The organism is Devosia ginsengisoli (assembly GCF_007859655.1).
Lineage (GTDB): Bacteria > Pseudomonadota > Alphaproteobacteria > Rhizobiales > Devosiaceae > Devosia > Devosia ginsengisoli.
This window is the reverse complement of sequence record NZ_CP042304.1, coordinates 2449607-2472994: the sequence shown is the minus strand read 5'-3', so window position 1 is coordinate 2472994 and position 23388 is coordinate 2449607. Positions and strand designations below refer to the sequence as shown.

29 protein-coding genes and 1 pseudogene are annotated in these 23388 nt (G+C 64.0%); 11 read left to right on the top strand and 19 right to left on the bottom strand.

The window, feature by feature from the left end:
• Nucleotides 1–265: 265 nt before the first annotated feature.
• Entirely contained in the window at nt 266–568 is a 303-nt protein-coding gene (locus FPZ08_RS12120) for a proton-translocating transhydrogenase family protein (protein ID WP_146290263.1), read from the top strand.
• A 4-nt stretch (nt 569–572) separates the two neighbouring features.
• Nucleotides 573–1979: an NAD(P)(+) transhydrogenase (Re/Si-specific) subunit beta gene (locus FPZ08_RS12115; protein WP_425457539.1), complete on the top strand. Its 1407-nt coding sequence runs from the start codon at nt 573–575 to the stop codon at nt 1977–1979.
• A 169-nt stretch (nt 1980–2148) separates the two neighbouring features.
• Here FPZ08_RS12115 and FPZ08_RS12110 read toward each other — a convergent pair whose 3' ends face one another.
• Genes FPZ08_RS12110 through FPZ08_RS22810 form a run of 3 tightly spaced genes read right to left on the bottom strand, consistent with a single transcriptional unit; the run spans nt 2149 to nt 3478 of the window.
• Nucleotides 2149–2403: a serine hydrolase domain-containing protein gene (locus tag FPZ08_RS12110; protein WP_146290262.1), complete on the bottom strand. Its 255-nt coding sequence runs from the start codon at nt 2401–2403 to the stop codon at nt 2149–2151.
• Nucleotides 2349–3125 (bottom strand): serine hydrolase domain-containing protein, encoded by a 777-nt coding sequence (locus FPZ08_RS12105; RefSeq protein WP_186766968.1) that lies wholly within the window; start codon nt 3123–3125, stop codon nt 2349–2351. The genes FPZ08_RS12110 and FPZ08_RS12105 overlap by 55 nt, the downstream gene beginning before the upstream one ends.
• Complete coding sequence (locus FPZ08_RS22810) at nt 3071–3478, bottom strand: SlyX family protein (protein WP_146290260.1); 408 nt, start codon at nt 3476–3478, stop codon at nt 3071–3073. The genes FPZ08_RS12105 and FPZ08_RS22810 overlap by 55 nt, the downstream gene beginning before the upstream one ends.
• A gap of 144 nt (nt 3479–3622) precedes the next feature.
• Here FPZ08_RS22810 and FPZ08_RS12095 point away from each other — a divergent pair, with 144 nt between their 5' ends.
• The 3 genes from FPZ08_RS12095 to FPZ08_RS12085 all read left to right on the top strand — a co-directional run bounded on the left by FPZ08_RS12095 (nt 3623) and on the right by FPZ08_RS12085 (nt 5738).
• On the top strand, nt 3623–4153 hold the full coding sequence (locus FPZ08_RS12095) for a tryptophan-rich sensory protein (RefSeq protein ID WP_186766967.1): 531 nt from the start codon (nt 3623–3625) through the stop codon (nt 4151–4153).
• Nucleotides 4154–4223: 70 nt separating this feature from the next.
• Nucleotides 4224–4862 (top strand): DsbA family oxidoreductase, encoded by a 639-nt coding sequence (locus FPZ08_RS12090; RefSeq protein WP_146290258.1) that lies wholly within the window; start codon nt 4224–4226, stop codon nt 4860–4862.
• A gap of 66 nt (nt 4863–4928) precedes the next feature.
• Nucleotides 4929–5738, top strand: coding sequence for an alpha/beta hydrolase (locus tag FPZ08_RS12085; protein ID WP_146290257.1), 810 nt, complete (start codon nt 4929–4931; stop codon nt 5736–5738).
• Between the two features lie 121 nt (nt 5739–5859).
• Here FPZ08_RS12085 and rpsU read toward each other — a convergent pair whose 3' ends face one another.
• Nucleotides 5860–6132, bottom strand: coding sequence for a 30S ribosomal protein S21 (rpsU, locus tag FPZ08_RS12080; protein ID WP_146290256.1), 273 nt, complete (start codon nt 6130–6132; stop codon nt 5860–5862).
• Nucleotides 6133–6367: 235 nt separating this feature from the next.
• Here rpsU and FPZ08_RS12075 point away from each other — a divergent pair, with 235 nt between their 5' ends.
• Nucleotides 6368–7054 carry an alpha/beta fold hydrolase gene (locus FPZ08_RS12075; RefSeq protein WP_146290255.1) on the top strand — a complete coding sequence of 229 codons (687 nt, stop codon included), beginning with the start codon at nt 6368–6370 and terminating at the stop codon, nt 7052–7054.
• Between the two features lie 132 nt (nt 7055–7186).
• Here FPZ08_RS12075 and FPZ08_RS12070 read toward each other — a convergent pair whose 3' ends face one another.
• The 3 genes from FPZ08_RS12070 to FPZ08_RS12060 form a co-directional block, all read right to left on the bottom strand.
• Nucleotides 7187–8272: a 5-(carboxyamino)imidazole ribonucleotide synthase gene (locus tag FPZ08_RS12070; RefSeq protein WP_281285629.1), complete on the bottom strand. Its 1086-nt coding sequence runs from the start codon at nt 8270–8272 to the stop codon at nt 7187–7189.
• A gap of 3 nt (nt 8273–8275) precedes the next feature.
• Nucleotides 8276–8740, bottom strand: a complete 465-nt coding sequence (gene purE, locus FPZ08_RS12065; RefSeq protein ID WP_146293113.1) for a 5-(carboxyamino)imidazole ribonucleotide mutase — start codon at nt 8738–8740, stop codon at nt 8276–8278.
• A 105-nt stretch (nt 8741–8845) separates the two neighbouring features.
• Nucleotides 8846–9061: a YdcH family protein gene (locus FPZ08_RS12060; protein ID WP_056255408.1), complete on the bottom strand. Its 216-nt coding sequence runs from the start codon at nt 9059–9061 to the stop codon at nt 8846–8848.
• A gap of 157 nt (nt 9062–9218) precedes the next feature.
• On the opposite strand from FPZ08_RS12060, the gene FPZ08_RS12055 reads away from it, so the two are divergent.
• A complete protein-coding gene (locus FPZ08_RS12055) occupies nt 9219–9392 on the top strand; it encodes a YdcH family protein (protein ID WP_146290254.1) in 174 nt (57 codons plus the stop codon).
• A 170-nt stretch (nt 9393–9562) separates the two neighbouring features.
• Here FPZ08_RS12055 and FPZ08_RS12050 read toward each other — a convergent pair whose 3' ends face one another.
• From FPZ08_RS12050 to FPZ08_RS12030, 5 genes and pseudogenes are all read right to left on the bottom strand, one after another.
• Nucleotides 9563–10330 carry a sulfite exporter TauE/SafE family protein gene (locus FPZ08_RS12050; protein ID WP_146290253.1) on the bottom strand — a complete coding sequence of 256 codons (768 nt, stop codon included), beginning with the start codon at nt 10328–10330 and terminating at the stop codon, nt 9563–9565.
• Nucleotides 10331–10464: 134 nt separating this feature from the next.
• On the bottom strand, nt 10465–11742 hold the full coding sequence (locus tag FPZ08_RS22630; RefSeq protein WP_186766966.1) for a cation:proton antiporter domain-containing protein: 1278 nt from the start codon (nt 11740–11742) through the stop codon (nt 10465–10467).
• 115 nt (nt 11743–11857) lie between these two features.
• A pseudogene (locus FPZ08_RS23020) lies at nt 11858–12313 on the bottom strand (cation:proton antiporter domain-containing protein); the annotation flags it as partial.
• A gap of 18 nt (nt 12314–12331) precedes the next feature.
• Nucleotides 12332–13060, bottom strand: a complete 729-nt coding sequence (locus FPZ08_RS12035; RefSeq protein ID WP_146290251.1) for a DUF1013 domain-containing protein — start codon at nt 13058–13060, stop codon at nt 12332–12334.
• Between the two features lie 139 nt (nt 13061–13199).
• Nucleotides 13200–14216, bottom strand: coding sequence for an NAD(P)H-quinone oxidoreductase (locus tag FPZ08_RS12030; protein ID WP_146290250.1), 1017 nt, complete (start codon nt 14214–14216; stop codon nt 13200–13202).
• Between the two features lie 85 nt (nt 14217–14301).
• On the opposite strand from FPZ08_RS12030, the gene FPZ08_RS12025 reads away from it, so the two are divergent.
• Nucleotides 14302–14484: a DUF1192 domain-containing protein gene (locus FPZ08_RS12025; RefSeq protein ID WP_146290249.1), complete on the top strand. Its 183-nt coding sequence runs from the start codon at nt 14302–14304 to the stop codon at nt 14482–14484.
• Between the two features lie 59 nt (nt 14485–14543).
• On the opposite strand, the gene FPZ08_RS12020 is transcribed toward FPZ08_RS12025, so the two are convergent.
• On the bottom strand, nt 14544–14792 hold the full coding sequence (locus FPZ08_RS12020) for a hypothetical protein (RefSeq protein WP_146290248.1): 249 nt from the start codon (nt 14790–14792) through the stop codon (nt 14544–14546).
• Nucleotides 14793–15001: 209 nt separating this feature from the next.
• Here FPZ08_RS12020 and FPZ08_RS12015 point away from each other — a divergent pair, with 209 nt between their 5' ends.
• Both FPZ08_RS12015 and rcdA read left to right on the top strand, forming a co-directional pair.
• A complete protein-coding gene (locus FPZ08_RS12015; protein ID WP_146290247.1) occupies nt 15002–15181 on the top strand; it encodes a hypothetical protein in 180 nt (59 codons plus the stop codon).
• Nucleotides 15182–15472: 291 nt separating this feature from the next.
• Nucleotides 15473–15991: a protease adaptor protein RcdA gene (gene rcdA, locus FPZ08_RS12010; protein WP_246132636.1), complete on the top strand. Its 519-nt coding sequence runs from the start codon at nt 15473–15475 to the stop codon at nt 15989–15991.
• A 482-nt stretch (nt 15992–16473) separates the two neighbouring features.
• Here rcdA and rpmE read toward each other — a convergent pair whose 3' ends face one another.
• The gene (rpmE, locus tag FPZ08_RS12005) at nt 16474–16695 is read right to left on the bottom strand and encodes a 50S ribosomal protein L31 (protein WP_146290245.1); all 222 of its coding nucleotides are present in this window, start codon (nt 16693–16695) and stop codon (nt 16474–16476) included.
• A 208-nt stretch (nt 16696–16903) separates the two neighbouring features.
• Here rpmE and FPZ08_RS12000 point away from each other — a divergent pair, with 208 nt between their 5' ends.
• The gene (locus FPZ08_RS12000) at nt 16904–18715 is read left to right on the top strand and encodes an ABC transporter ATP-binding protein (protein ID WP_146290244.1); all 1812 of its coding nucleotides are present in this window, start codon (nt 16904–16906) and stop codon (nt 18713–18715) included.
• Nucleotides 18716–18820: 105 nt separating this feature from the next.
• Here FPZ08_RS12000 and FPZ08_RS11995 read toward each other — a convergent pair whose 3' ends face one another.
• From FPZ08_RS11995 to efp, 5 genes are all read right to left on the bottom strand, one after another.
• Nucleotides 18821–19846: a peptidoglycan -binding protein gene (locus tag FPZ08_RS11995; protein WP_146290243.1), complete on the bottom strand. Its 1026-nt coding sequence runs from the start codon at nt 19844–19846 to the stop codon at nt 18821–18823.
• Between the two features lie 3 nt (nt 19847–19849).
• Nucleotides 19850–20836: a flagellar motor protein MotA gene (locus tag FPZ08_RS11990; RefSeq protein WP_146290242.1), complete on the bottom strand. Its 987-nt coding sequence runs from the start codon at nt 20834–20836 to the stop codon at nt 19850–19852.
• 138 nt (nt 20837–20974) lie between these two features.
• Entirely contained in the window at nt 20975–21916 is a 942-nt protein-coding gene (locus FPZ08_RS11985) for an iron-siderophore ABC transporter substrate-binding protein (protein ID WP_146290241.1), read from the bottom strand.
• A 70-nt stretch (nt 21917–21986) separates the two neighbouring features.
• Nucleotides 21987–22781, bottom strand: coding sequence for an inositol monophosphatase family protein (locus FPZ08_RS11980; RefSeq protein WP_146290240.1), 795 nt, complete (start codon nt 22779–22781; stop codon nt 21987–21989).
• 3 nt (nt 22782–22784) lie between these two features.
• Nucleotides 22785–23351, bottom strand: a complete 567-nt coding sequence (efp, locus tag FPZ08_RS11975; RefSeq protein WP_146290239.1) for an elongation factor P — start codon at nt 23349–23351, stop codon at nt 22785–22787.
• Nucleotides 23352–23388 lie beyond the last annotated feature (37 nt).

Here is a 23388-nt window from a genome sequence, read left to right as displayed (position 1 = left end):
GCCCGCCATGACCGATGCCCCGAAGAAGGCCGCGCCCGGGGTGGAACAGTCCATTCCGGCGGCAGCCACAGCGCCGGCCCCGGCCAAGCGTGCTGCGGCCAAAAAGGCGACTGCGGTAATCGATGCAGCGGCGGCGGTACCGGTTGCAGCCAAGAAGCCGGCTGCGAAAAAACCTGCCGCGCCCAAACCTGCCGCAACCAAACCGGCAGCAGCCAGCAAACCTGCTGCCGCCAAGAAGCCCGCAGCACCCAAGGGAGCCAAGTAAATGGAAGCGATCGACCCCTTCACTTTCCGCCTCGCCATTTTCGTGCTGGCGATCTTCGTGGGCTATTTCGTGGTCTGGTCGGTGACCCCGGCTCTGCACACCCCGCTGATGAGCGTCACCAATGCGATCTCCTCGGTGATCGTGGTGGGCGCGCTGCTGGCGGTGGGCGTGCATCTGGCCGCCGACGGCAACTGGGTCAGCAAGCTGTTCGGCTTCATCGCCCTGGTTTTTGCCAGCGTGAACATATTCGGCGGGTTCCTCGTCACCCAGCGCATGCTGGCAATGTACAAGAAGAAGGGTTGAGCCGATGATTTCTGCAGATATTGCAGCCCTTCTCTATCTCGTTTCGGGCGTGCTGTTCATCCTGGCACTGCGCGGGCTTTCGAGCCCCAGCTCGTCGCGCCAGGGCAATATGTTCGGCATGGTGGGCATGGGCATTGCCATTGTCACCACGCTGGCCGTGGCGGCACCGAGCGACTGGATCAGCTGGCTGCTGATCGTGGGCGGTATCGGCCTTGGCGGCGGCATCGGCGCCTATATGGCCCGCACCGTCAAGATGACCGACATGCCGCAACTGGTGGCGGCCTTCCACTCGCTGGTGGGCCTGGCTGCCGTGTTCGTGGCGGCGGCGGCGCTCTACGCACCCGAGGCCTTCGGCATCGGTGCGCCGGGGCATATCCATGCGCAGGCGCTGGTGGAAATGTCGATCGGTGTCGCCATCGGCGCCTTCACCTTCACTGGCTCGGTCATCGCCTTTGCCAAGCTCAACGGCAATATGAGCGGCAAGCCGATCATCCTGCCGGCGCGCCATGCCATCCATATCGTCATGGGCGTGGCCATCGTGCTGCTCGTCTGGGCCTTCACGACCTCGGCCGATCCGTGGCTGTTCTGGGCCATCACCATTCTCGCCCTCGTGCTGGGCGGGCTGATGATCATCCCGATCGGCGGCGCCGACATGCCGGTCGTGGTGTCCATGCTCAACTCCTATTCGGGTTGGGCGGCGGCGGGCATCGGCTTCACGCTGGGCAATACGGCGCTGATCATCACCGGTGCATTGGTGGGCTCCTCGGGCGCGATCCTGAGCTACATCATGTGCAAGGCGATGAACCGCAGCTTCATCTCGGTGATCCTGGGCGGGTTCGGCGGCGACAGCGCCGCTGCCGCCGGGGCGGAAGAGGATGATCGGCCGGTCAAGCAGGGCGCGGCGGAAGACGCAGCGTTCCTGATGAAGAATGCCGGCAAGGTCATCATCGTGCCGGGCTACGGCATGGCGGTGGCGCAGGCGCAGCATGCCCTGCGCGAAATGGCCGACCTGCTCAAGAAGGAAGGCGTCACCGTCAAATACGCCATCCATCCGGTGGCGGGCCGCATGCCGGGGCACATGAACGTGCTGCTGGCGGAAGCCAATGTGCCCTATGACGAAGTGTTCGAGCTGGAGGATATCAATTCCGAATTCGCCCAGTCCGACGTCGCCTTCGTCATCGGCGCCAATGACGTGACCAACCCCTCGGCCAAGACCGACAAGACCTCGCCGATCTATGGCATGCCGGTGCTGAACGTCGAGGATGCGGGCACGGTGCTGTTCATCAAGCGCGGCATGTCGGCCGGTTATGCCGGTGTGCAGAACGAGCTGTTCTACCGCGACAACACGATGATGCTGTTTGGCGATGCCAAGAAGATGACGGAAGACATCGTCAAGGCCCTGGGGCACTGAGAAACGAATTCTGGCGGCCAGCTAGAACGGGTATTCTGCGCTTCCGGTGCTCACGTACTTAAGTACGCTCCGCTCCGGTTCTCGAAAACCCGCCCTATCTGACTCGCCATAATCCGTTTCTGGCAAGAGCCGCGAAATTTGAAGAGGCCCGCTTCGGCGGGCCTTTTTGTTAGAGGCTGGCTTCGAGCAGGCGGCGCAGCACGGCGTTGAGCTCACCACCATTGTCGCCATTGGACATGATGGCGAAGCCGTCGCCCGTCTCGTAGCTGGCGCGGATATAGGCGCGGAAGCCCTGGTTGCTGCCGGGATGGTGAAACCAGCCAGGCCTGTCGCTGAAGACGCCCAGCCCCATTTCATTGGAAACCGGCGTCACCATGCGCCGGGCCAGCGCCTGCGGCAGGAAAGCGCCGGGCGCGCCGCGCATCGAGGCGATGATGCATTGAGCGGGCGCAGCAGGTCGGAGGGCGTGGACCACAGGCCTGCGGCCGCCAGTTCGGGATGGATGCGATAGCCGCCGGGCAGGGTATTGCCATCGGCATCGTGGCCGCTGGCGAAATCGGCAAAGCCGGCCGGTGGCGGCTGAGCGATGCTGGAATGGTCCATGGCCAGCGGATCGAGCACGAGCCGATGGAGCAGGGAGGCATAGTCAGCGCCGGTTATGTCGGAAACCAGCTTCTGCAGTATCGTGGTGCCGCCACCGGAATATTCGGCTGGCCCGCCGGGCGGGCGCTCGACACGGATCGGCGGTGAATTGGCGGGCGGCAGGCCATCGAGAACCTGCAGGATCGTGGGCAGGGGCGTGCCGGGCGGATAGCCGGCAAAGCCCGGCACATTGGTGCCGCCGGTATGGGAGAGCAGCATGGCGACGGTGACGCTATCGGCATCGATACCCTCGAGCTGCCAGCCATGGAGGGCGGCGTTGACCGGCATATCGAGATCGAGAAGTCCATCGCGCACCAGGGCCAGGACGAGAAGGGCATTCATCACTTTGGAGATGGAGGCGGCCTGAAACCGGGTTTCGGCCGCGACAGGTTCGGCACCGCCCGCTGCCTTGACACCGTAGCTGGCGCTCCAGGCGGGTTCGCCGTCTTTCATAAGGGCGACGCTGGCGCCGGGCACGTTTTCGCGGGCCAGCAGGGCGTCCATGTCGGCGGGGTCGAGGCTGTCGCGGGAACAGGCAGCGAGTGTCGATGCCAGCCCCGCGGCAAGGGCTGAGCCCAGCCCCAGGCGCAATAGCTTCCGGCGGTCAGCTTGCATGGCTTGCCCCTGTTCGAGCTGGAGCTCAGTAATGCGGCGGCGGGGGGCTCGGTCGCGGGGTCGGCGATGTGGACGCCTGAGCGCACCTGCTCTTCCATCTGCTCCAACTTGCGGGTCAGCAGGTCGATCTGGCGCCATTGCGCGGTGATGGTGGCGTTGAGGTCCTCGATGGTCTGGTCCTGGAAGGCGATGCGGGTTTCCAGGGCGTCGAGGCGGGCGGCCAGGTCGGGCAGTATGGGCATGACAGGCTCCATTTTCGGCCGGTTCTAGCGCAAGGCGGCGGCAAAGCACAGCACCCCGCTTGTTGACGTTAACGGAACCCTTTTGCCGTTTGCGCTGTTGCTCTGGAAGGCAATGACAACAACGGGAGCCAGAAAATGGCGACCATGACGGCAGTTTCAAAGTCTCCTTTCGCAGCCCTCGACGTGGATCGTCACGACGGGCTCGGCCTGGTGCTGAGTGCAGCCATGCCGCTGGCGGTGTTCGTCATTGCCAATGGCCTGGGCCAGTTCAACAATGTGCTGCCGCTGTTTTTCTCGCCGCTCGGCCTGCCCGGCTGGGCGGGCGCTGTGCTGCATCTGGGCTGCCTGCCGCTGTTCGGCGTGGCCCGCTGGATGGTGGCCGGTCGTGGCGCGGCCGGGCAGCGTGCCGGCTGGTGGATCGTGGCGCTGATGGCCGGCACGATCGGCTTTCCCTTCGTGGTTGCGCCGCTGCAACCGCTGGCCCTGAGCATGGTGGCATTCGCCCTGCTGATCCTGGGGCTTGGCGCGATGATCCGTGTCGGCCAGGTCGACCCCAAGGCCGCCATGGTGATGGCCCCGGGCATGGCCTGGATGGGGTTCAGCGCCTTTGTGGGCTTGAGCTTTGCGGCCGCCTGGTCGCCGCCCTTTGCCGTCACCAACAGCCAAACCGCCTAGGTTACATTCGGGTGCGTTCTTGCCGCGTGGGGTTTTCCGCGCCATGTGAGGGGCAACAAAGGATGTGACCATGGCCAAGCTGCTCAAGATCGATGTGTTTACCGATGTCGTGTGCCCCTGGTGCCTGGTGGGGTCGGCGCGGCTCGACAAGGCCATCGCGGCTTTGCCTGACGATATCGACGTGGTGGTCGAGAACCATCCCTTCTATCTCGACCCCAATACGCCGGCCGAGGGCGTTGTCGTGGCCGACATGCTGCGCGAGAAGTATGGCAAGGAGCCCAGCGAGATGTGGGCGCGCGTCGAGGGCGAGGCGAAGAAGGCCGGGGTCTATCTCGACCTGAGTAAGCAGCCGCGCATGTTCCCGACCAAGAAAGCGCATACGATCACGCGGCTGGCCAAGCCGCTGGGCATCCAGCACGAATTGGCCAATGCCATTGCCAATGCCTATTTCCTCGAACATCGCCAGATCAACGACGACAATGTGCTGGCCGATATCGCGGTGGAATATGGCTTTGATCGCGGCGATGCGATTGACGCGATGAATGACGAGAACGAACTCGCGATTACCGAACAGCTGGCGACCGATGCGGCGGCGCAGGGCATTCGCGGCGTGCCGTTCTTCGTGTTCGGCGAGAAATATGCGCTGTCGGGTGCGCAACCGGATGAAGTGTTCGAGCGGGCGTTGCAGCAGACGATCAGCGAACTGTAGAGGCGGTATGGGCGACACCGGCAATTGGTGTAGGCTCACCTCGAATCTTTGCCCGAGGTCCCGCCCGTGAAGCTGCTGCGCCGCATCCTGCTTGTTCTGTTGGTCGTGCTTGTCGTCGCCTATGTCGGCGTCGTCGGCTACATGTATTTCAACCAGCGCGCGTTGCAGTATGACGCTCAGGGCGAGATCACTGATCTGGCCGATACGGCGCTCAGCGGAGCCGAGGACATTGCCGTGCCATCTGATGATGGCGTGGTGCATGGCTGGTATCAGGCGCCGCAGGCGGGCAAGCCGGTCATCGTCTATTACAAGGGCAATTCGGGCAGTTTCAGCGCCGAACACGAGCGCTATGAGCAGTTCGTTGCCGATGGCTATGGCTTCGTGGCCTTCGACTATCGCGGCTTTCCGGCCTCGCCGGGCAGCATCAGCCAGCAGGGCATTCTGGACGACGCCACTGTTATGTTCGACTGGGCGGCGGAGAAGGGCTTTCCGCTGGTGATCTGGGGGCGCTCCCTGGGCTCGGGGCCGAGCACCTATGTCGCCAGCGTACGCGATGCCGAGGCGCTGCTGCTCGAAACGCCGTTCCTGTCGGCGGTGACGGTGGCGGGGGAGCGCTATCCCTATCTGCCGGTGGGGCTGGTGATGCAGGACCAGTTTCCGGTGAACCAGTGGATATCGGATGTCACCGAGCCGGTGCTGGTGGCGCATGGCACGGGTGACGTAACCATCGATGTCAGCAATGGCGAGCGCGTCTATGCGCTGGCGCCCAACAAGGACGAATTGTGGATCGAGCCGGGAGCCGGGCATAGCGATCTGTGGGATCGCGGCATCTGGAGCCATGCCGAGCCGTTCTTCGAGCGCGCGATAGCAGACTGACGGAATTGGTTAGCAGACTGTTAGCATTGACGCGCAGCGCGCGTGAATCCACCCAGCCTATAAGCCAAACAAAAACGCCGCCCCGAGAGGCGGCGTTTTCGAAACTGATGGCAGAAGGCGCTTAGGTGCGCGGAGTGGCAGCTGCGGGACGGCCGGCCTGGCCGGGACGTGCAGTTGCGGTCGGAGCGGGCAGACCGCCTTCGCGCTGGGCACGCTTGCGGGCCAGCTTGCGGGCGCGGCGGACAGCCTCGGCCTTCTGACGAGCCTTCTTCTCGGAGGGCTTCTCATAGTAGTTGCGCAGCTTCATCTCGCGGAAGACGCCTTCGCGCTGCAGCTTTTTCTTGAGCGCGCGCAGCGCCTGGTCAACGTTATTATCGCGAACGACTACTTGCAAAGGTCAACCGCCCTTTCGAAGCTTAGACATGTGGGTTTGGATGATAGCGCCGGAGCCAAAAAGCACCGTCGCCGACCAGCAGGGCCAGTCACCGTGGGCCGCTCTATAGCCCAGCTGAGTGGGCTTGTCCACTGTGCCGATGAGAAAAACCGCGGATTTGGCCTGCGCGGCCTTGCCCTTGGGCGCATCGAAGCGGAACAGTCGAGCCCGGTGATTTTGCCACCGGGAGACCGACATGACAAGTGAACTGGTGCTGCTACCGGGGCTGATCTGCGACGAGCGGCTGTGGCGCGACGTGATGGCTGAGCTGGATGCCCACGCCATGGTGGCCGACCTGACGCAGGACGATTCCATCGCGGCGATGGCGGCGCGGGTGCTGGCGGCAGCGCCGGCCCGATCTGCATTGGCCGGGCTCTCCATGGGCGGCTATGTGGCCTTCGAGATCATGCGGCAGGCGCCGGAGCGGGTGACGCATCTGGCGCTGCTCGATACTTCGGCGCGGGCCGATGACGCGGCGCGCAAGGAGACGCGCCGCAAGGGCATCGAGATGGTGGGGCGGGGCAAGTTCATCGGCGTGTCGCGCGGGCTGCTGGGGAGCCTGGTTGCGCCGCAGCATATGGGCAAGCCGGTCGCGCGGGATGTGCAGGCCATGTCCGAGCGGGTGGGGCAGGCGGCCTATCTGCGCCAGCAGGTGGCGATTATGAACCGGGTGGATTCGCGGCCGGGGCTGGGCGATATCGCGGTGCCGACCTTGGCGGGCGTGGGCGAGCTGGACAAGATGACGCCGCCCGAGCTGGCCGAGGAGATCGTGGCGGGGATTTCAGGGGCGGAACTGGTGCGGTTTCCCGACAGCGCGCATTTGCCGACAATGGAAAATCCGGGGGCGGTGGTGGGGGCGATGCGGGGATGGCTGAGACGGTAGTGCCACGCCCTCGTGGTTCGAGGGTCGCTGCGCTCCCGCCTCACCATGAGGGCTACTGGAACACCGCACCAAGAGTAGCCCTCATGGTGAGGTGCGAGCTCTTCGCGAGCCTCGAACCACGAGGGCGTGGCGTTATCTGCGGGTGATCCTATTCACATGGCCCATCTTGCGGCCGGGCCGCACTTCCGTTTTGCCGTAGAGATGGGGTTGGGTGTTGCCGTCGAGGCCCGATGGCACGATGCGGACTTCGTCGCCGACGAGGCTTTCCATAACCACGTCGGCCATGCGGGCCGGGTCGCCCAGCGGCCAGCCCACAACGGCGCGGATGTGTTGCTCGAACTGGTCGGTGAGGCAGACCGCCTCGGTCCAGTGGCCGGAATTGTGGACGCGGGGGGCGATCTCGTTGACCATGAGGGTTGGGCGCTCGCCCGGTATGACGAAGAATTCGACGCCGAGCACGCCGACATAGTCGAGTGCCACGACGATGACCTTGGCCAGCATGGCGGCATGCTTTTCGACGCCGGGCGGGATATCGGCCGGTACGGTCGAGGTGAAGAGGATGTGGTGGCGATGGACATTCTCGGCGGCGTCGAAGGCGCGCACTTCGCCTGACGCATTGCGGGCGACGACGACCGAGATTTCCTTTTCGAAGGGCATGAAGGCTTCGAGCACCAGCGGCTTGGGGCTGAGCTCGGCAAAGGCGGATGCGGCTTCGCTGCGCTCGCGGATGACGCGCTGGCCTTTGCCGTCATAGCCCAGCCGCGTGGTCTTGAGCACGGCGGGCAGGCCGAGCGCGTCGATGGCGGCTTCGAGATCGGCGATGGTCTCGACGGCGCGATAGGGCGCGACGGGAATGTTCTTGGAGGCGAGGAAGCCCTTTTCGGCGAGGCGATCCTGCGACACGGCCAGCGCATTGGCGCCGGGGCGCAGGGGCTTCCTGGCGGCAAGAAACTCGGCCGTGGCGGCCGGGACATTCTCGAATTCGTAGGTGATGACATCGACCGCATCGGCGAAGGCGGCGAGGGCCGCCTCGTCGTCATAGGCGGCGACGGTCTTGTGCGGGGTGACCTCGAAGGCCGGGCTATCAGGGTCGGGACAGAAGATGTGGGTGCGCATGCCCAGCCTGGCCGCGGCCAGCGCCAGCATGCGGCCGAGCTGGCCGCCACCGAGAATGCCGATCATGCTGCCTGGCGGCAGCGCGGAATTGTCGTTTGCCAAGGTCTACTCGGTATCTGCGGGAAAGAGCGGGACGGTCGCCGTCTGGCGGGCGCGATAGGTGTCGAGCCGGTCGGCCAGGTCATCGTCGGACAAGGCCAGTACGGCGGCTGATAGCAGCGCGGCATTGATGGCGCCGGGTTCGCCGATGGCCAGGGTGCCGACGGGAATGCCGCCGGGCATCTGCACGATGGAAAGCAGGCTATCCTGCCCGTTGAGTGCCTTGGACTTGACCGGCACGCCGAAGACCGGCAGCGGTGTCATCGCGGCGATCATGCCCGGCAGGTGGGCGGCGCCGCCGGCACCGGCGATGATGACCTTGAAGCCCTCGGCCCGCGCATTGCTGGCGAAATCGACCAGGCGTTCGGGGGTGCGGTGGGCGGAGACGATGCGCGCCTCGTATTCGACCTCGAGCGCTTCGAGCGTTTCGGCGGCGAGGCGCATGGTGGGCCAATCGGACTGGCTGCCCATGACGATGGCGACGAGCGGTTTTGTGAGCACGGCCGATTCCCCTATCGGTCTTTGCAAAGCGCGGAACTAGCCCAATTGTCGCCACACATCAAGGCGGTGGACCCATCAGGCGATGATGTCGGGCAGCAAAATATTCTCGAGCTGGACGATGCGATCCTTGAGCGCCAGCTTGCGCTTCTTGAGCCGCTGGATGAGCATGCGGTCGGCCACATGCGAGCTGGTCAGCGTATCGATGGCCGCGTTGAGGTCGCTGTGTTCCTGGCGCTTGGTGGCCAATTCCAGACCCAGGGTGGCTTCCTGTTCCTTGGTGAGCGAAAGCATGGATTCCCGCGTACTCCCGACGCCTCAGCCGTTACCTCTGGTTAACCGATCACGGGGAGTTTTGCACCAGATTTCAAGAGCCCTCCGGAAGGCAGTCGACAAGTCGTGAATTATTTGTGACGATCACCTCGTCCACATAGGCTTTCAAGGAGTTGTCATGACGACTGAAGGGCATATCGCGGCGCTCGAACGGCGCCACCAGGAGTTGGACCGCCAGATCCAGGCAGAACTGCAAAGCACCCGCCACGACGATCTGATGGTCAGCGCGCTAAAGCGCAAGAAACTCGAAGTGAAGGACCAGATCTACAAATTCAGTGCGGTTTCCCAGTAAGAGCGGCAGCAAGCCGCCCATCTGGGTTTTCGAAGGGTCACAGCACAGGCTGCGGCCCTTTTTTGTTGCCTTTGTCTGAGCGCGGTGCGCTCGAAAGACCCCCACCCTCATTCCCTCCCCACAAGGGGGAATGAGGGTGGGGGTGATGTCACCGCAGACGTGGATGCCGTTCACAAGCCCCAGAATACCCCTCGCGCCCCGTCCCAGACCAGCTTGAGCGCGAGCAGGAAAACCAGCCAGTAGGCGATAAGGTAGAACCATTTCATCGAGATGCGGCGGACCAGCCAGACGCCGGCCAGCACGCCGATAATGCCGACCGGAATCAGCGCTGCGGACAGTTGCAGATTGTGGACATTGAGCTGGCCCAGGAAGAAATAGGGAATCAGCTTGGCCGAATTGACGATGGCGAAGAAGAAGGCCGAGGTGCCCGAATAAATGGCCGGCGTCAGGCGCTGGGGCAGCACATAGATCTGGAAGGGCGGGCCGCCGGTATGGCTGATGAAGCTGGTGAAGCCGGCAAAGCCGCCCCAGAAATTGCCCCAGAGCCGGGACGGGGGCAGGCCTTCGAGCTTCTTGCGCAGGGGCAGCAGGGCATCGAGGATGAAGAGCAGCGTCACCACGCCGACAAAGAGCAGCACGCCGGCATCTGACACGACGGACCACAGCGCCCAGCCCAGCAGCGTGCCCACGGCCGCGCCGGGCAGCATGATACGCAGGATACGCCAGTCGACTTCCTTGCGATAGGTCCAGACGGCGATGACATCCATGGCCAGCAGCACGGGCAGCATGATGCCCGCGGCATCGCGGGCCGGCATGACCAGGCTCAGCAGCGGCACGCCGACCATGCCCAGGCTGCCGAGCAGGCCGGCCTTGGACAGGCCGACAACCAGCACCGCGATCACGGCGACCGTGACGAAATAGGGATCGAAGATGGGCATGGAGTGGTCCGGAATGGGCGAGAAGAGTCAGTAGGCCTCATCCTGAGCCCGTCGAAGGACGAGGTCGGAGCACTGTCAGCGTGCCCGCCCTCGTGGTTCGACAGGCTCACCATGAGGGCTCAAAAATTATCGTACTACTCGGTACGCTTCGGGGCGGGCTTGTCAACTGGAATGGCAGATGGGGTGTCGCCGCTCATGGCTTCGTTGAGCAGGTCCATGGAATTGCGCACCATGCCGATATAGGCGTCCTCGTCGTGGCGCACGGCGAAACTGTCATGTAGCAATTCGTTGTCATGGCGCTCGAAGGCCTGGGCCATGTGCATGGCGTCGTTGGGGGCCACGCCAAGCTGGGTAAGCACCTTGGCGCCGAGGCTGATGGCGGAGAGGAAGGTTTCGCGCTCGAAAATCTCGACGCCCATGGCCATCAGCTCATGGGCATGGCCGCGATCGACGGCGCGGGCGGCGACGGTGACCGAGGGGAAATGCTTGCGCAGGTTGCGGGCGATGTCGAGGATGCGGTCGCGCCCGCCCACGGCGATCACCACCAGCTCGGCCTGGCCGACGCCGGCGGCATGGAGCAGGTCGAGCCGCGAGCCATCGCCGTAGAACACCTTGACGCCGAATTTGCGCACCAGCTCGATCTGGGCGGGATCGTCGTCGATCAGCGTCATGTCGAAGCCCTGGCTGCGCAGCATGCGGGTGACGATCTGGCCGAAGCGGCCATAGCCGAGCACGACGATGCGGCGATGCTCGATGGGGTCGTTGGGGCGTTCGCCCTTGCGCCGTGCATCGAGCCGCGGGGCGATCAGGCGGTCGAAGGCCAGCAGGAGGAGGGGTGTCGTCGCCATGGAAAGGGCGATGGCAACGGCCAGGAAAGCGTGGTCGTCGGCGCCGATGGCGCTGTTGTTCTGGGCGAATTGCAGGATGACGAAGGCAAATTCGCCGGCCTGGCTGAGCAGGATGGCTACCAGCAGCCGGTCGGCCAGATGCATGCGGAACAGGCTCGCCAGCACGAAGAGCACGGCGATCTTGATGCCGACGAAGCCGAGCACCAAAGCCAGCAGTCGCAGCGGTTCGGACCAGAGGATGTCGAAGGCGATCGACATGCCGACCGAGATGAAGAACAGCCCGAGCAGCAGGCCCTTGAAGGGTTCGAGATTGCTTTCGAGTTCGTGGCGATATTCGCTGTCGGCCAGCAGCACGCCGCCGATAAAGGCGCCCAAAGCCGGCGAAAAGCCTTCGAACTGGGCCAAAAGGGCCGCGCCAAAGACGATGGCGAGCCCCAGGGCGGTGAAGGCTTCGCGCACGCCGGTCAGCGCCACGAAGCGCAGCACCGGACGCACGAGGAAACGTCCGGCGAGCACCGCGCCGACAAAGGCGCCGATGATGATGAGGGGCGTGATCCAATCCATGGGATTGGCGATGGATCTCGACGGCACTCGCCACTTCGTGGTCCAGCGCCGCCTCGGGCATGGCGAGGAGCGGAATGGCGGCCAGGATGGGGATGACCGAAACATCCTGCACCAGCAGTACGGCGAGGCTGGCCCGGCCGGCATCGGTGCGAGTGATGTCGCGCTGCTGGGTCGATTGCATGGCGATGGCCGTCGAGGACATGGACAGAGCCAGGCCGATGATGACGGCGACATTGAGCGCAAAGCCGGCAGCCAGCAGCGCCAGGGCAATGATGATGGAGGTAAGGGCGAGCTGGGTGACGCCGAGGCCGAGCACCTTGTGGCGCATACGCCAGACTTCGCTGGGTTGCAGATCGAGGCCAATGAGAAACAGCATCATGACGATGCCGAATTCGGCGATCTGGCGGACGAGGTCGGTGTCGGACACCAGCCCCAGGCCATAGGGGCCGATCAGGATGCCGGCGGCGAGATAGCCTAGCACGGTGCCGAGGCCCAGGGCCTTGGCCAGCGGCACCAGCGCGACGCTGGTGGCCAGGAGTACGAAAACGGCCAGCAGGATGTTGTTTTCCATTCCGCTGGCCGTTGCCTCTTAGTTGTCGCTGTCGGTGTTGAGCGACTTGAGCTTGGAGAAGACCGAGTCGGCGTCGAAATCGTCCTGCGCCTCGGCGGGGCGATGATCGTTGGCGGCGAATTCACCTTCTTCGCCTTCGGCGTGGCCGCGGGCACCTGAGCGGGCCAGGGCCTCTTCGGCCGTCATCAGCATGGTGCCTTCCTCGGCCTCATCGATGCCCGGCGCACCCTTGGAGGCGCGCTTGACCTCGAGATCGAGGTCGATCTGGCTGCACAGGCCCAGGGTCACCGGGTCCATGGCGGCGAGGTTGGCCGAATTCCAGTGGGTGGAATCGCGCACCGAGTCGATGGTCGACTTGGTGGTGCCGACCAGGCGCATGATCTGGGCGTCCTTGAGTTCGGGGTGATTGCGCACCAGCCACTTGATGGCATTGGGGCGCTCGTTGCGGCGCGAAATCGGGGTGTAGCGCGGGCCCTTGCGCTTGGCGGCGGCGACGCGAACCTTGGGCTCGCTCAGCTTCATGCGATAATTGGGGTCGGCCTCGGCCTTTTCGATCTCTTCGCGGGTCAACTGACCGTTCTGGATCGGATTGACACCCATGATGCCGCCAGCGACATCGCCATCGGCAATGCCCTGAACTTCGAGCGGATGCAGCGTGCAAAAGGCAGCGATCTGCTCGAACGACAGCGCAGTGTTGTCGACGAGCCAGACAGCGGTCGCCTTGGGCATCAACAAAGGCTGGGTCATGATAAAACTCTCCTGCAGGCGCGGCCGGTTTTCCTCCGGGCCGCTCCGCCTCTTTGCTTTATGCTGAGGGGGAATAAGCCACAATATATGGGTTTAGCGGCCGATCCGCAATGGCGATGTCGGTTTTTTACGGCCTCTTTCAGGGAGAGGAAGCGGCGCCGAATGGCGTGATCAACACGATTTTACCCAGGTGACGGCGGGCTTCCATGGCGCGGTGGGCCTCGGAGGCCTCGGCCAGCGGGAAGTGCGCCACTGATGGCTTGACGAAACCGGGCCGCGACAAAGCGGGCAGCAGGTCGGCACGGATACGATCGGCAATGGCGGCCTTGGTGGCTGATGTCTGCGGCCGCAGAGTGGAGCCGGACAGCGTCAATTGCCTGGCCATGATGGCGCGCAGCGACAGGCTGGCCGTGCTGCCGTCCAGCGTCGAGACCTGGACGATATGGCCGCCTCGCGCCGAGGCGGCGACATTCTGTTCGGCCATCTTGCCGCCGATGATGTCGACCACGCGATCGACGCCCTTGCCGTCGGTCAGCGCCAAGGCGCGGGCTGTAATGTCCTCGCTGGTATGGTCGATGGTGGCGAAGGCGCCGAGCCGGGTGGCATAGTCGGCCTTTTCAGGCGACGAGACGACGCCGATGGCGCGGGCGCCGAGAATGGCTGATATCTGGATGGCGGCGCCACCGATGCCGCCGGAGGCGCCATGCACGAGCACGGTCATGCCCGGTTCGAGTCCGGCGCGCATGACCAGGGTCTGGGTGACGGTGAACCAGGTTTCGGGCAGGGCGGCGGCTTCGGCGAAGCTCCAGCCGTCGGGGATGGGCAGCACCTGGCCTGATGGCACGGCGGCATATTCGGCATAGCCGCCGCCATTGACCAGCGCCATGACGCGGTCGCCGACCTGCCAGTTGGTGACGCCAGCGCCAAGCGCGGCGATTTCGCCGGCAACTTCGAGGCCGGGCAGGGGCGAGGCGTCGGGCGGCGGATCGTAGTGGCCGCGACGCTGGGCCAGGTCGGGGCCGTTGACCCCGGCAGCGGCAACGCGGATCAGCACCTCGCCGTCCCGGCAGGCGGGCGCGGGCAGGCGCTGGAGTTCGAGGACTTCGGGACCGCCTGGGCGGGCGATGGCAATGGCGTGCATATCGGTAAGTGTCATGCCACCATGCTGGCCGATGCGGATTTGCTCGGCAAGCCTTTCGCGCTAAGCTGAGGGTTCAACCCTGGCGCAGGAGGCTGAAACAATGTTTGACGAAGAGATCAAGAAGCCCAAAGGCCATGAGGTGGGCATGACCATCGACACCATGTCGGTGGAGGAATTGCATGAGCGCATCAACCTGCTCGAGGTCGAGATCGAGCGGCTCAAGGCCACGATCGAAGCCCGCGGCGCCACGCGCAAGGCAGCGGACGCCGCGTTCAAGTTCTAGGTCCTTATTTTGTCGCGTTTCCGAACCGCAAAACCGTCTCCACTTTTGCTGGAAACGCTCTAGCCGTGCCCGACCGGCTTGACCGAGCCATCGCCGAACACTTTCGGCGGGTCGGGCTGCGGGTCGAAGCCGCCGATTTCGCGCGGTGGGTCGGGCTGGGGATTAAAGCCCCTGATATCGCCCGGATGGACGAAGCCCTTGGCCTGGTTCACGGCGGGCAGCAGCTCGGCGCTATTGCCGTCCGTGGTCGATATCACCATGAGCGCGACCAGCAGACCGGCAGCGGCTCCAGCAGAAAGAGTGGTCATCGATTCCTCCTCATTACGTGAGGATTCCGGCTTAGCGCGCGGGTGATGAGCGCGGCCGGAACGGACCATTCAGAATCCGTTCAACCAGTGCCGGCCGGCAGGATTTTCCCGCGTGGCGGCCATGGTGGAGAAAATACACTACTGAATTGATAGACATTTTGGGCGAGAGGCGTAGCTTTGTGCGTCGGCGACGAACCAGGGAGTTCGACATGGCGCGCAATGTCACCAGATCGGGCAATTCCGCAGGCGGGTTCGGGCAGCAGCCTGACACCATCGGCAATGGCGTGCTGATCCTGTTGCTGGGCGTGGCAGCATGGGGCGTGACGCTCCTGCTCGGCTCGGGAATCTGGCAATGCCTTGCGGCCCTGCTGGCCCAGCCCCCGGCATGATTGCGCAACGGACTGTCAGGGTTAAGAAATCGACTCCTGTTAACGGAGAATTAATCTCTTGGCGGTAACCTGACATTATTCAGATTGTTCTGGATTTTGCAGAGTGGTTTCTCCCTCTGTTTGACGCCTCCCTGTTAACTTCGAGAGCGGTTTTTGCCGCTCTTTTTCTTTTGGGCGTCCTATTGGCCTTGGTATGGCCCTGATCTTAAAGCTCTTTTTAGCTTGATGGACCGCAAGGGATGACGCCTTGCCGGTTTGGGCCTAGCATGGCCATCGTCAGGGAGCATGCGTTTGACGGATTTGAAAGAGACAGGACCGGCAATCGCCATCGGGCCACGCATCGTGGCGTCGGGCGGATTCGACCTGCTCTATCGCGAAGGCATGGGCCTGATCGAGGACGTGGCGGCCTATCTCGACGGCGAAGGCCGCAATGAGAGCCGGATCCTGGGGCGCGAAGCCTCGTTCCTCTACGCCACCGAATCCATGCGGCTGACCACGCGGCTGATGCAGCTGGCCTCATGGCTGCTGTTGCAGCGCGCGGTCAACGAAGGCGAAATCAGCAAGGAAAATGCCCGCTCCGAAAAGGAGAAGGTCAAGTTTTCGGCCACGCCTTCGGAACGCGGCGGGCCGGGCTACGACCAATTGCCGGAAACCCTGCGCGCCTATATCGACAAGGGCGACCGGCTGTTCGACCGGGTAATGCAGTTCGATACGCTGGAGCGTGGCCGCATGCCCGAGCTCGATCCGGGCACGGCCAATGGCATTGCCGACCAGTTGGCCCGACTCAAGGCGGCGTTCGGCCGGGTTTAGGTTTTTCAGTAGCGCTCGAGACATCCCCACTTGCGGTGTCACCCCGGCCTAGAGCCTGGAGTGTTCCCTTTGGACGCAAGAGGCCGGTTACCCCTCTCCCCTCGTGGGAGAGGGTGGAAATCCGCGTTCAGCGGATTTCCGGGTGAGGGGCTGCGTCCGCCCATGCTTCAATGATGAGGGATAACGCGGCGCCCCCTCATCCGCCCTTCGGGCACCTTCTCCCACGAGGGGAGAAGGGGAACGCCCCAAGCACCAAGCGCTCGAAATAAACACTTCCCCTTGAGCCGGGGCTGGCTTGAGATTTGGCTACGGCCGCAAGGTCGATGGATGAGCCACCGAGCATGCCCCGACACATCTCAGGATGGATCCCGGCTCAAGGCCGGGATGACATGGTGGGTGTTACAACGACTGTGCACAACAAGGCTGGCAAAACAAAAAGCCCGGCACACTGGCCGGGCTTTTCGAATTCATCGCGGATCGGCTTAGATGCCGAGACCCTTGAAACGCTCCTTGAAGCGCGAAACGCGGCCGCCGCGGTCGAGCAGTTGGCCCGTGCCACCGGTCCAGGCCGGATGGGTCTTGGAGTCGATGTCGAGCTGCAGGGTGTCGCCGGCCTTGCCGTAGGTCGAGCGGGTTTCGTAAGTGGTGCCGTCGGTCATGACCACAGTGATGGTGTGGTAGTCCGGATGGATATCAGCCTTCATCGGTATCGCCTCAAATCAAACGGGCGCCGTGGCGCCCGGAGAGCATCTAAAACTGGTGTTGCCGGCTTCATACAGAAAGCCCGGCTTCTCCGCAAGGGCGCGGGCGCGGCAATTTCGCACCGGACAAAGCTGTTGCCGCCCCGCCAGGCAGTGCCTATATCCAAGCACCAATCCAGCCTTTCCCCAAAACAGGTGGCGTAACCTCGCGATGACAGACCAGGCCGCCCCGGCTCAGGCTGACGCCGAAAAGATCGTAGCGACTCCGGTCGTCAACCCCCGCAAGCTGCAGCCATTGCGCAAGCTGGTGCCCTTCATGCTGCGCTATCCGGTGCGGCTGGGGCTCACCGTGGCCTTCCTGCTGGTGTCGGCCGTCGCCTCGCTGGCCATTCCGGCGCTGCTGGGTGGGGCCATCGACCAGGGCTTCATTACGCAGAACCTGGAAAATGTCGGCCGCTATGGTTGGCTGATCGTGGGTGTTGCGGCCATCATGGCGGTGGCGAGCGGGGCGCGGTTCTATTTCATCTCGGTCATCGGCGAGCGCGTGCTGGCCGATCTGCGGCAGGCGGTGTTCGCGCACCTGCTGGGGCTGGATGCGCGCTATTTCGATACACATCGGGTGGGCGAACTCACCAGCCGGCTCAATGGCGACGTGGCGATGATCCGCGGCGCGGTGGGATCGAGCTTCTCGCTGGCCTTGCGCTCGATGGTCACCATTGTCGGCGCGCTGATCATGATGCTGCTGACCAGTCCGATCCTGACTTTGGCCGTGGTGATTGCGGCGCCGGCCATTCTCTTCCCCGTTATCACCTTTGCCCGCCGGCTGCGTGGCATGTCGCGCCGGACGCAGGATGCGCTGGCCGATCTTTCCGCCATGGCCACCGAAATGCTGGGCGCCACCCGCACGGTTAAGTCGTTCACCCAGGAGCCGGTGCAGGCTGCCCAATATGACGAGCGCAGCGAAGCCAGCTACAGCGCCGAAGTGCGCCGGCTGCTGGCACGCTCCGTGCTGGTCGGCATGGTGATTTTCCTCGGCACGGCAGCCCTGGTGTTCCTGGTCTGGTGGGGTGCCCGCTCGGTCTTCGAGGGCACGGTGACGGCCGGGCAACTGGCGCAGTTCCTCGTCTATGCGCTGATGGCTTCGGGCGCGCTGACCAATGTCAGCGAAGTGCTGGGCACGCTGCAATCGGTGGCTGGCGCCACCGAAAGGCTGACCGAAATCCTCGATACCGAACCCACCATCCGTGAAGCGGCCAATCCGGTGGCGCTGCCTGTTCCCGCGCTGGGCACGGTGGCGTTCGAAAAGGTCAATTTCTCCTATGACGGGTCCGAACCAGTTCTGACCGGGCTCGATTTCAGTGTTGGGCGCGGGGAGACGGTGGCGCTGGTCGGGGCCTCGGGCTCGGGTAAATCCACGACCCTGTCGCTGCTGCAGCGCTTCTATGATGTCAGCGACGGGGTGATCCGCGTCGATGGCGTGGATATTCGCGATGTGCGCCTGCGCGAATTGCGGCAACGCTTTGCCTATGTCGAGCAGGAGCCGACCATCTTTGCCGGCACGATTGCCGAGAATATCCGCTTCGGCAAACCTGATGCTGATGAGGCCGAGGTGGAGGCGGCGTCACGCGCCGCTTTGGTGCATGATTTCGTGATGGACCTGCCGCTGGGCTATGACACGATGGTGGGCGAACGCGGCGTCATGCTGTCGGGCGGGCAGAAGCAGCGCCTCGCCATTGCGCGCGCCATTCTCAAGAATGCACCCATCCTGTTGCTCGACGAGGCCACCAGCGCGCTGGATGCGCAGAGCGAGCGGCTGGTGCAGACCGCGCTGGAGCACCTGATGGCGGGCCGCACCACGCTGGTCATCGCCCATAGGCTGGCCACCATTCGCGACGCCGACAAGATCCTGGTGCTCGATGGCGGCCACATCATCGACCAGGGCACGCATGACGAACTGGTCGCCAAGGGCGGGCGCTATGCCGAGCTGGCGCGGTTGCAGTTTCGGCTGGACGATGCGGGGTAGCATTGTGGCTCCCAGGCGCCGGCCCGGGGTCTCGCAAGGCTCGACCCGTGATCGGCTCAAATCGCTCCACTGGAGCGATTTGCCGGCGCGCTGCGCCGTCGCCGATCACCCCTCCGTCAGCTTGAACTCGATCCTGCGGTTCCGCCGATAGGCTTCTTCGGTATTGCCGGGGTCGAGTGGGGTGAATTCGCCGAAGCCGGCGGCGACCAGGCGGTTGGGCGAGACGCCCTTGCTCACCAGATATTGTGCCACCGAAATGGCGCGGGCAGCCGACAGTTCCCAGTTCGAGGGGAAGCGGGCATTGGAGATCGGCCTGATATCGGTGTGGCCGTCGATGCGCAAAACCCAGTTGATGTCGGGCGGAATCTCTGTTTCGAGCTGCAAGATGGCTTCGGCCAAAGCGTCGAGGTCGGGCGTGCCTTCGGACGAAATATCGGCCTGGCCGGGGGCGAACAGCACTTCGGACTGGAACACAAAGCGGTCGCCCACGACGCGGACATCGGCGCGGCCTTCGAGGATTTCGCGCAGGCGGCCGAAGAAGTCGGAACGGTAGCGCGAGAGGTCCTGTACGCGCTGGGCCAAAGCCAGGTTGAGGCGGCGGCCGAGATCGGCGATCTGGGTGCGCGATTCGGTATCGCGGGTTTCCGAGGCTTCGAGGGCGGCTTCCAGCGCGCCGATCTGGGTGCGCAGGGCGGCAAGCTGCTGGTTGAGCAGCGCGACCTGGGCATTGGCCTCGTCGGACAGTTCCTGGGCCGCCATCAGGTCATCCTCGAGGCCGGCAATGGCGGCATCCTTGTCACCAAGGCCGGCACCGATGCCGGCAAGCTGGCTGCTGAGGCTGGCATTATCGGCCTGGGCGCTGCCCAGCGTGGCTGTCAGCGTGGCGATCTGGGTGGTCAGATCGTCGGAATTGGCGCGTTCGAGCTGCAGCAGGTCGGTCAGCTCGGCAATCTGGCTGTTGAGGCGGGCCAGCGCGGAGTCGCGGCCCTGGATTTCCCGGCCCAGGAAGAACTGGGTCAGCATGAACAGGGACAGCATGAAGATGATGACGAGCAGCAGGCTCGACAGGGCGTCGACGAAGCCGGGCCAGTAATTGGCCTCCTGGCGACGGCGGGCGCGGGCAAAGGCCATGGGTTAGTTCCGCCGCTCGTTGTCGCCTTGCGACAGCACCGCCTCGATCAATTCGCGCAGCTTCTGGTTGGTTTCGCCCTGCTCGGTGATGTGCTTGCGCAGATCGTCCTGCTCGGTACGGATATGCTTGACCAGCCCGTCAATACCGCGCGCCAGCTCGGCCATGGCGCGGATGGCGTTCTGGCTGGAATCCCGGCTCTGCATGCTGTCGCCGAGCTTGTCGAACATGGCCTGCATTTCCGGGCCACCGGCGCTGGCCTGCATGGCGCTGACCGGGTGATCGAGCTCGGTCATCGAGGTCATCCAGTCCTCGAGATCGGTATAGAAGGCATTCTGCGCCTGGCTGGTCTGGAGGTCGAGGAAACCCAGGACCAGCGAACCGGCAAGGCCGAACAGCGATGACGAAAAGGCGGTGCCCATGCCGCCCAGGGGTGCGGCCAGGCCCTCTTTGAGATTGCCGAACAGGGCGGCGCTGTCGGCGGAAGTGACGTCCAGCGCATTGATGACGCCGGCCACCGAACCCACGGTTTCCAGCAGGCCGTAGAAAGTGCCCATGAGGCCGAGGAAAACCAAGAGGCCCGTGAGATAGCGCGAGGTGTCCTTGGCTTCGTCGAGCCGGTTGCCGACCGAATCGAGGATGGAGCGCATGGAGGAGGGCGTGATCACCGCTTCCCCGATCCGCTCGCGCAATATGCCGGCGACCGGCGCGAGCAGGATGGGCGGACGCACATTGGTCGAGGTGCCGTCCTGCAGGGAATTGACCCACTTCACCTCGGGGAACAGGCGAATGACCTGGCGGAAGCTGAGGAAGATGCCGATGAACAGCGAGAAGAAAATCAGCGAATTGATAAAGGGGTTAGCCCAGAAGAAGGTGACGATATTGGTGAACAGGATGGCCGCGACCAGCGCCACCAGCACCAGGAAAATCACGATCTTGACGAGGTAAACGGTCGGGCTGGCCAGGTGGTAGGGATCATAGCCTTGCGTCATCTGCCTTAACCTTGCCCCTTACGCGCAAATCACAGGCCGCCAGACTAGTCAGCACTGGCGGAGGGGGCAATGAGAAAGGTTAACGGATGGTGGAGGCGTGATCGGGGGCGGCGGCTCTTCAGCCGCCGGCCACTTGGGTCATTGCGCCAAAGCGGCGCTGAACTCGGGCAGCAGCCGTTCGAGCGCATAGGGGATGGAGATGACCGAGGCCTGCGAGAAAGCCAGGTCGGGCAGGATGATGGCACCGCCATTCTTGAACGCCCCGATATTGGGCAGGGTCGGGTGTGCGGCCAGCATTTCCTCGCGGCTGAGGCCGAAGGGGTAAATGAGCAGGATATCGGCATCGACCAGGGCGGCCTGCTCGTCCGATGTCGTGGCGTAGCTCTCGCCCGCCGGGATCGCGAGCACGGCCTCGATGGGCGAGAAACCGAGTTGGTAGAGCGTCGCGTTGATGAACTGCGCCCGGGCGTAATAGGTCAGGCCGCCCTGGTGCACGTCGAGATAGTTGGCCGTGTGACCAGCAAATTCGGGATGCGCGGCCTTCTGCGCGGCGAGATAGGCATTCAGTTCGGCGATCAGGGCCTCGCCCTGGGCCTCGCGGCCGACGGCCTGGGCGATCAACCGCGTGGTGCCGATGGTCGTCGAGCCCCAGGGCAGTTCGCCCTTGGGCAGGGAAACAGTTGGCGCGATCTGGCTCAGCCGCTCATATTCCTCGGCATCGCCGCCGGAGCTGGCAAAGACGATGAGATCGGGGTCTTCGGCGGCGATGGCTTCGTAGTTGAGGTCGCGGCCCTTCCAGACCGTGGGTTTGGTGTCGCCCAGCAGGTCAACCGACCACGCACCCGCGCCGGTATCGAAATTGTACCAGGATCGGATGGCGACCGGCCTGATGCCCAGCGCCAGCAACGTGTCGACGTCGCGATCCATGAGCGCCACGACGCGTTGTGGTTCGGCCGGGATGGTCACCGTGCCGAATGTGTGCTCGATGGTCACGGGGAAGGGTGCCTGCTGCGCCTGAGTGCCGGTCAGCATGGCCGTGGCAATTGCCAGCGCACCGAGAAAGGACTGTAGCTTAAGCATCAAAAACCCCGCAATTGCGAATGGCAATGCGGGGTTGGTAGTTTTGATGATTTACACAGTCAAGTTATCTCTACTGGATGCCCTTGAGCTGCTTCAGCAAAGCGGCCTGCAGGCTTTCGTTGCCGGCGACGACCTGGCCGTTCCAGACCGAACCGGGGCTTCCGGCATAGTCGGAGACGAAGCCGCCGGCTTCCTTGACCATGAGCAAGCCCGGCGCCACGTCCCAGGGGGAAAGGCCGGCTTCCCAGATGGCGTCGTAGCGGCCCGAGGCGAGCCAGGCCATATCCATGGAGATCGAGCCTGAGCGGCGGATGCCGGCAACAGCGGGATTGATATGGGCGAGCTGGCGCAGTTGCAGCGCGTCATTGGCGGTGCCCTGCGTCTTGATGCCGGTGCAGACCACGGCATCGGCCAGCGACTTGCGGCCGGCGACGCGCAGGCGCTTGCGGTCGTTGAGCCAGGCGCCGCCGCCCTTTTCGGCAGTGTAGAGTTCGTCGAGCACCGGATTGTAGATCACCGAGGCGACGATCTCGTTGGCGCGCTCAAGCGCAATGGCGCAGGCGAAGAGCGGGATCGAGTGGAGGAAATTGGTGGTGCCGTCGAGCGGGTCGATCAGCCAGCGATGCTGGCCGTCGGTGCCGGCCACTTCGCCGCCCTCTTCCATCAGGAAGGCATAGGTGGGGCGGGCCTTGAGCAGTTCGTCATAGACGATCTGTTCGGCGCGCAGGTCGGCCTTGGAGACGAAATCGGCCGGACCCTTGCGGGAAACCTGCAGGTTTTCGACTTCGGAAAAGTCCTTGGTCAGCGACCGGCCGGCCTTGATGGCGGCGTTGACCATGACGTTGAGGATTGCTGAGCGTGCCATGGTTCAGTCCGCCCGGCGCATATAGGTGGCTTCCGTGGTGTCGACCACAATGCGCTCGCCCGCGGCAATGAAGGGCGGCACCATGACCCGCAGGCCGTTGGCCAGGATGGCCGGCTTGAACTGGCTGGAGACGCTCTGGCCCTTCTGCACCGGATCGACCTCGGTGACTTCGAGCACGACATTGGCCGGGAAGCGGATGCCGAGCGGGGTTTCCTCGTGCATTTCCAGGGTGATCTTCATGCCGTCCTGCAGGAAGGCGGCGCGCTCGCCGACGAAATCCTTGGCCAGTTCGACCTGCTCGTAGCTGTCCTGATCCATGAAGACCAGGCTGTCGCCCTGCTCGTAGAGATAGGTGAAGTCGCGGAATTCCAGCTCGACGGTTTCCACCGTCTCGGCCGAGCGGAAGCGCTCGTTGAGCTTGGTGCCGCCAAGAATGGCCTTGAGCTCGACCTGGGCATAGGCGCCGCCCTTGCCCGGCTTGACGTGATCGACCTTGACCGCGACCCAGAGGCGGTCCTGGTGGTTGACGACATTGCCGGGGCGGATTTCGTTGCCGTTGATCTTGGCCATTGCGTTGCTTTCGGGTGCGCGGAATTGTCGGTTCGGG

Bases quoted from the DNA above. Each gene is read 5' to 3' on its own strand.
- FPZ08_RS12020 (WP_146290248.1), bottom strand. From the start codon at position 14,792: ATGACCACTCTTTCTGCTGGAGCCGCTGCCGGTCTGCTGGTCGCGCTC.
- purE (WP_146293113.1), bottom strand. From the start codon at position 8,740: ATGGGCAGCCAGTCCGATTGGCCCACCATGCGCCTCGCCGCCGAAACG.
- efp (WP_146290239.1), bottom strand. From the start codon at position 23,351: ATGGCCAAGATCAACGGCAACGAAATCCGCCCCGGCAATGTCGTCAAC.
- FPZ08_RS11980 (WP_146290240.1), bottom strand. From the start codon at position 22,781: ATGGCACGCTCAGCAATCCTCAACGTCATGGTCAACGCCGCCATCAAG.
- FPZ08_RS11995 (WP_146290243.1), bottom strand. From the start codon at position 19,846: ATGGCCTTTGCCCGCGCCCGCCGTCGCCAGGAGGCCAATTACTGGCCC.
- FPZ08_RS12105 (WP_186766968.1), bottom strand. From the start codon at position 3,125: ATGGACGCCCTGCTGGCCCGCGAAAACGTGCCCGGCGCCAGCGTCGCC.
- FPZ08_RS12030 (WP_146290250.1), bottom strand. From the start codon at position 14,216: ATGACACTTACCGATATGCACGCCATTGCCATCGCCCGCCCAGGCGGT.
- FPZ08_RS12075 (WP_146290255.1), top strand. From the start codon at position 6,368: ATGACAAGTGAACTGGTGCTGCTACCGGGGCTGATCTGCGACGAGCGG.
- FPZ08_RS22810 (WP_146290260.1), bottom strand. From the start codon at position 3,478: ATGCCCATACTGCCCGACCTGGCCGCCCGCCTCGACGCCCTGGAAACC.
- FPZ08_RS12120 (WP_146290263.1), top strand. From the start codon at position 266: ATGGAAGCGATCGACCCCTTCACTTTCCGCCTCGCCATTTTCGTGCTG.
- rpmE (WP_146290245.1), bottom strand. From the start codon at position 16,695: ATGAAGGCTGATATCCATCCGGACTACCACACCATCACTGTGGTCATG.
- FPZ08_RS12050 (WP_146290253.1), bottom strand. From the start codon at position 10,330: ATGCCCATCTTCGATCCCTATTTCGTCACGGTCGCCGTGATCGCGGTG.
- FPZ08_RS22630 (WP_186766966.1), bottom strand. From the start codon at position 11,742: ATGGATTGGATCACGCCCCTCATCATCATCGGCGCCTTTGTCGGCGCG.
- FPZ08_RS12095 (WP_186766967.1), top strand. From the start codon at position 3,623: ATGACGGCAGTTTCAAAGTCTCCTTTCGCAGCCCTCGACGTGGATCGT.
- FPZ08_RS11985 (WP_146290241.1), bottom strand. From the start codon at position 21,916: ATGCTTAAGCTACAGTCCTTTCTCGGTGCGCTGGCAATTGCCACGGCC.
- FPZ08_RS12090 (WP_146290258.1), top strand. From the start codon at position 4,224: ATGGCCAAGCTGCTCAAGATCGATGTGTTTACCGATGTCGTGTGCCCC.
- FPZ08_RS12115 (WP_425457539.1), top strand. From the start codon at position 573: ATGATTTCTGCAGATATTGCAGCCCTTCTCTATCTCGTTTCGGGCGTG.
- FPZ08_RS12035 (WP_146290251.1), bottom strand. From the start codon at position 13,060: ATGACCCAGCCTTTGTTGATGCCCAAGGCGACCGCTGTCTGGCTCGTC.
- FPZ08_RS12015 (WP_146290247.1), top strand. From the start codon at position 15,002: ATGGCGCGCAATGTCACCAGATCGGGCAATTCCGCAGGCGGGTTCGGG.
- FPZ08_RS12025 (WP_146290249.1), top strand. From the start codon at position 14,302: ATGTTTGACGAAGAGATCAAGAAGCCCAAAGGCCATGAGGTGGGCATG.
- FPZ08_RS12110 (WP_146290262.1), bottom strand. From the start codon at position 2,403: ATGCGCGGCGCGCCCGGCGCTTTCCTGCCGCAGGCGCTGGCCCGGCGC.
- FPZ08_RS12060 (WP_056255408.1), bottom strand. From the start codon at position 9,061: ATGCTTTCGCTCACCAAGGAACAGGAAGCCACCCTGGGTCTGGAATTG.
- FPZ08_RS12000 (WP_146290244.1), top strand. From the start codon at position 16,904: ATGACAGACCAGGCCGCCCCGGCTCAGGCTGACGCCGAAAAGATCGTA.
- FPZ08_RS12055 (WP_146290254.1), top strand. From the start codon at position 9,219: ATGACGACTGAAGGGCATATCGCGGCGCTCGAACGGCGCCACCAGGAG.
- FPZ08_RS11990 (WP_146290242.1), bottom strand. From the start codon at position 20,836: ATGACGCAAGGCTATGATCCCTACCACCTGGCCAGCCCGACCGTTTAC.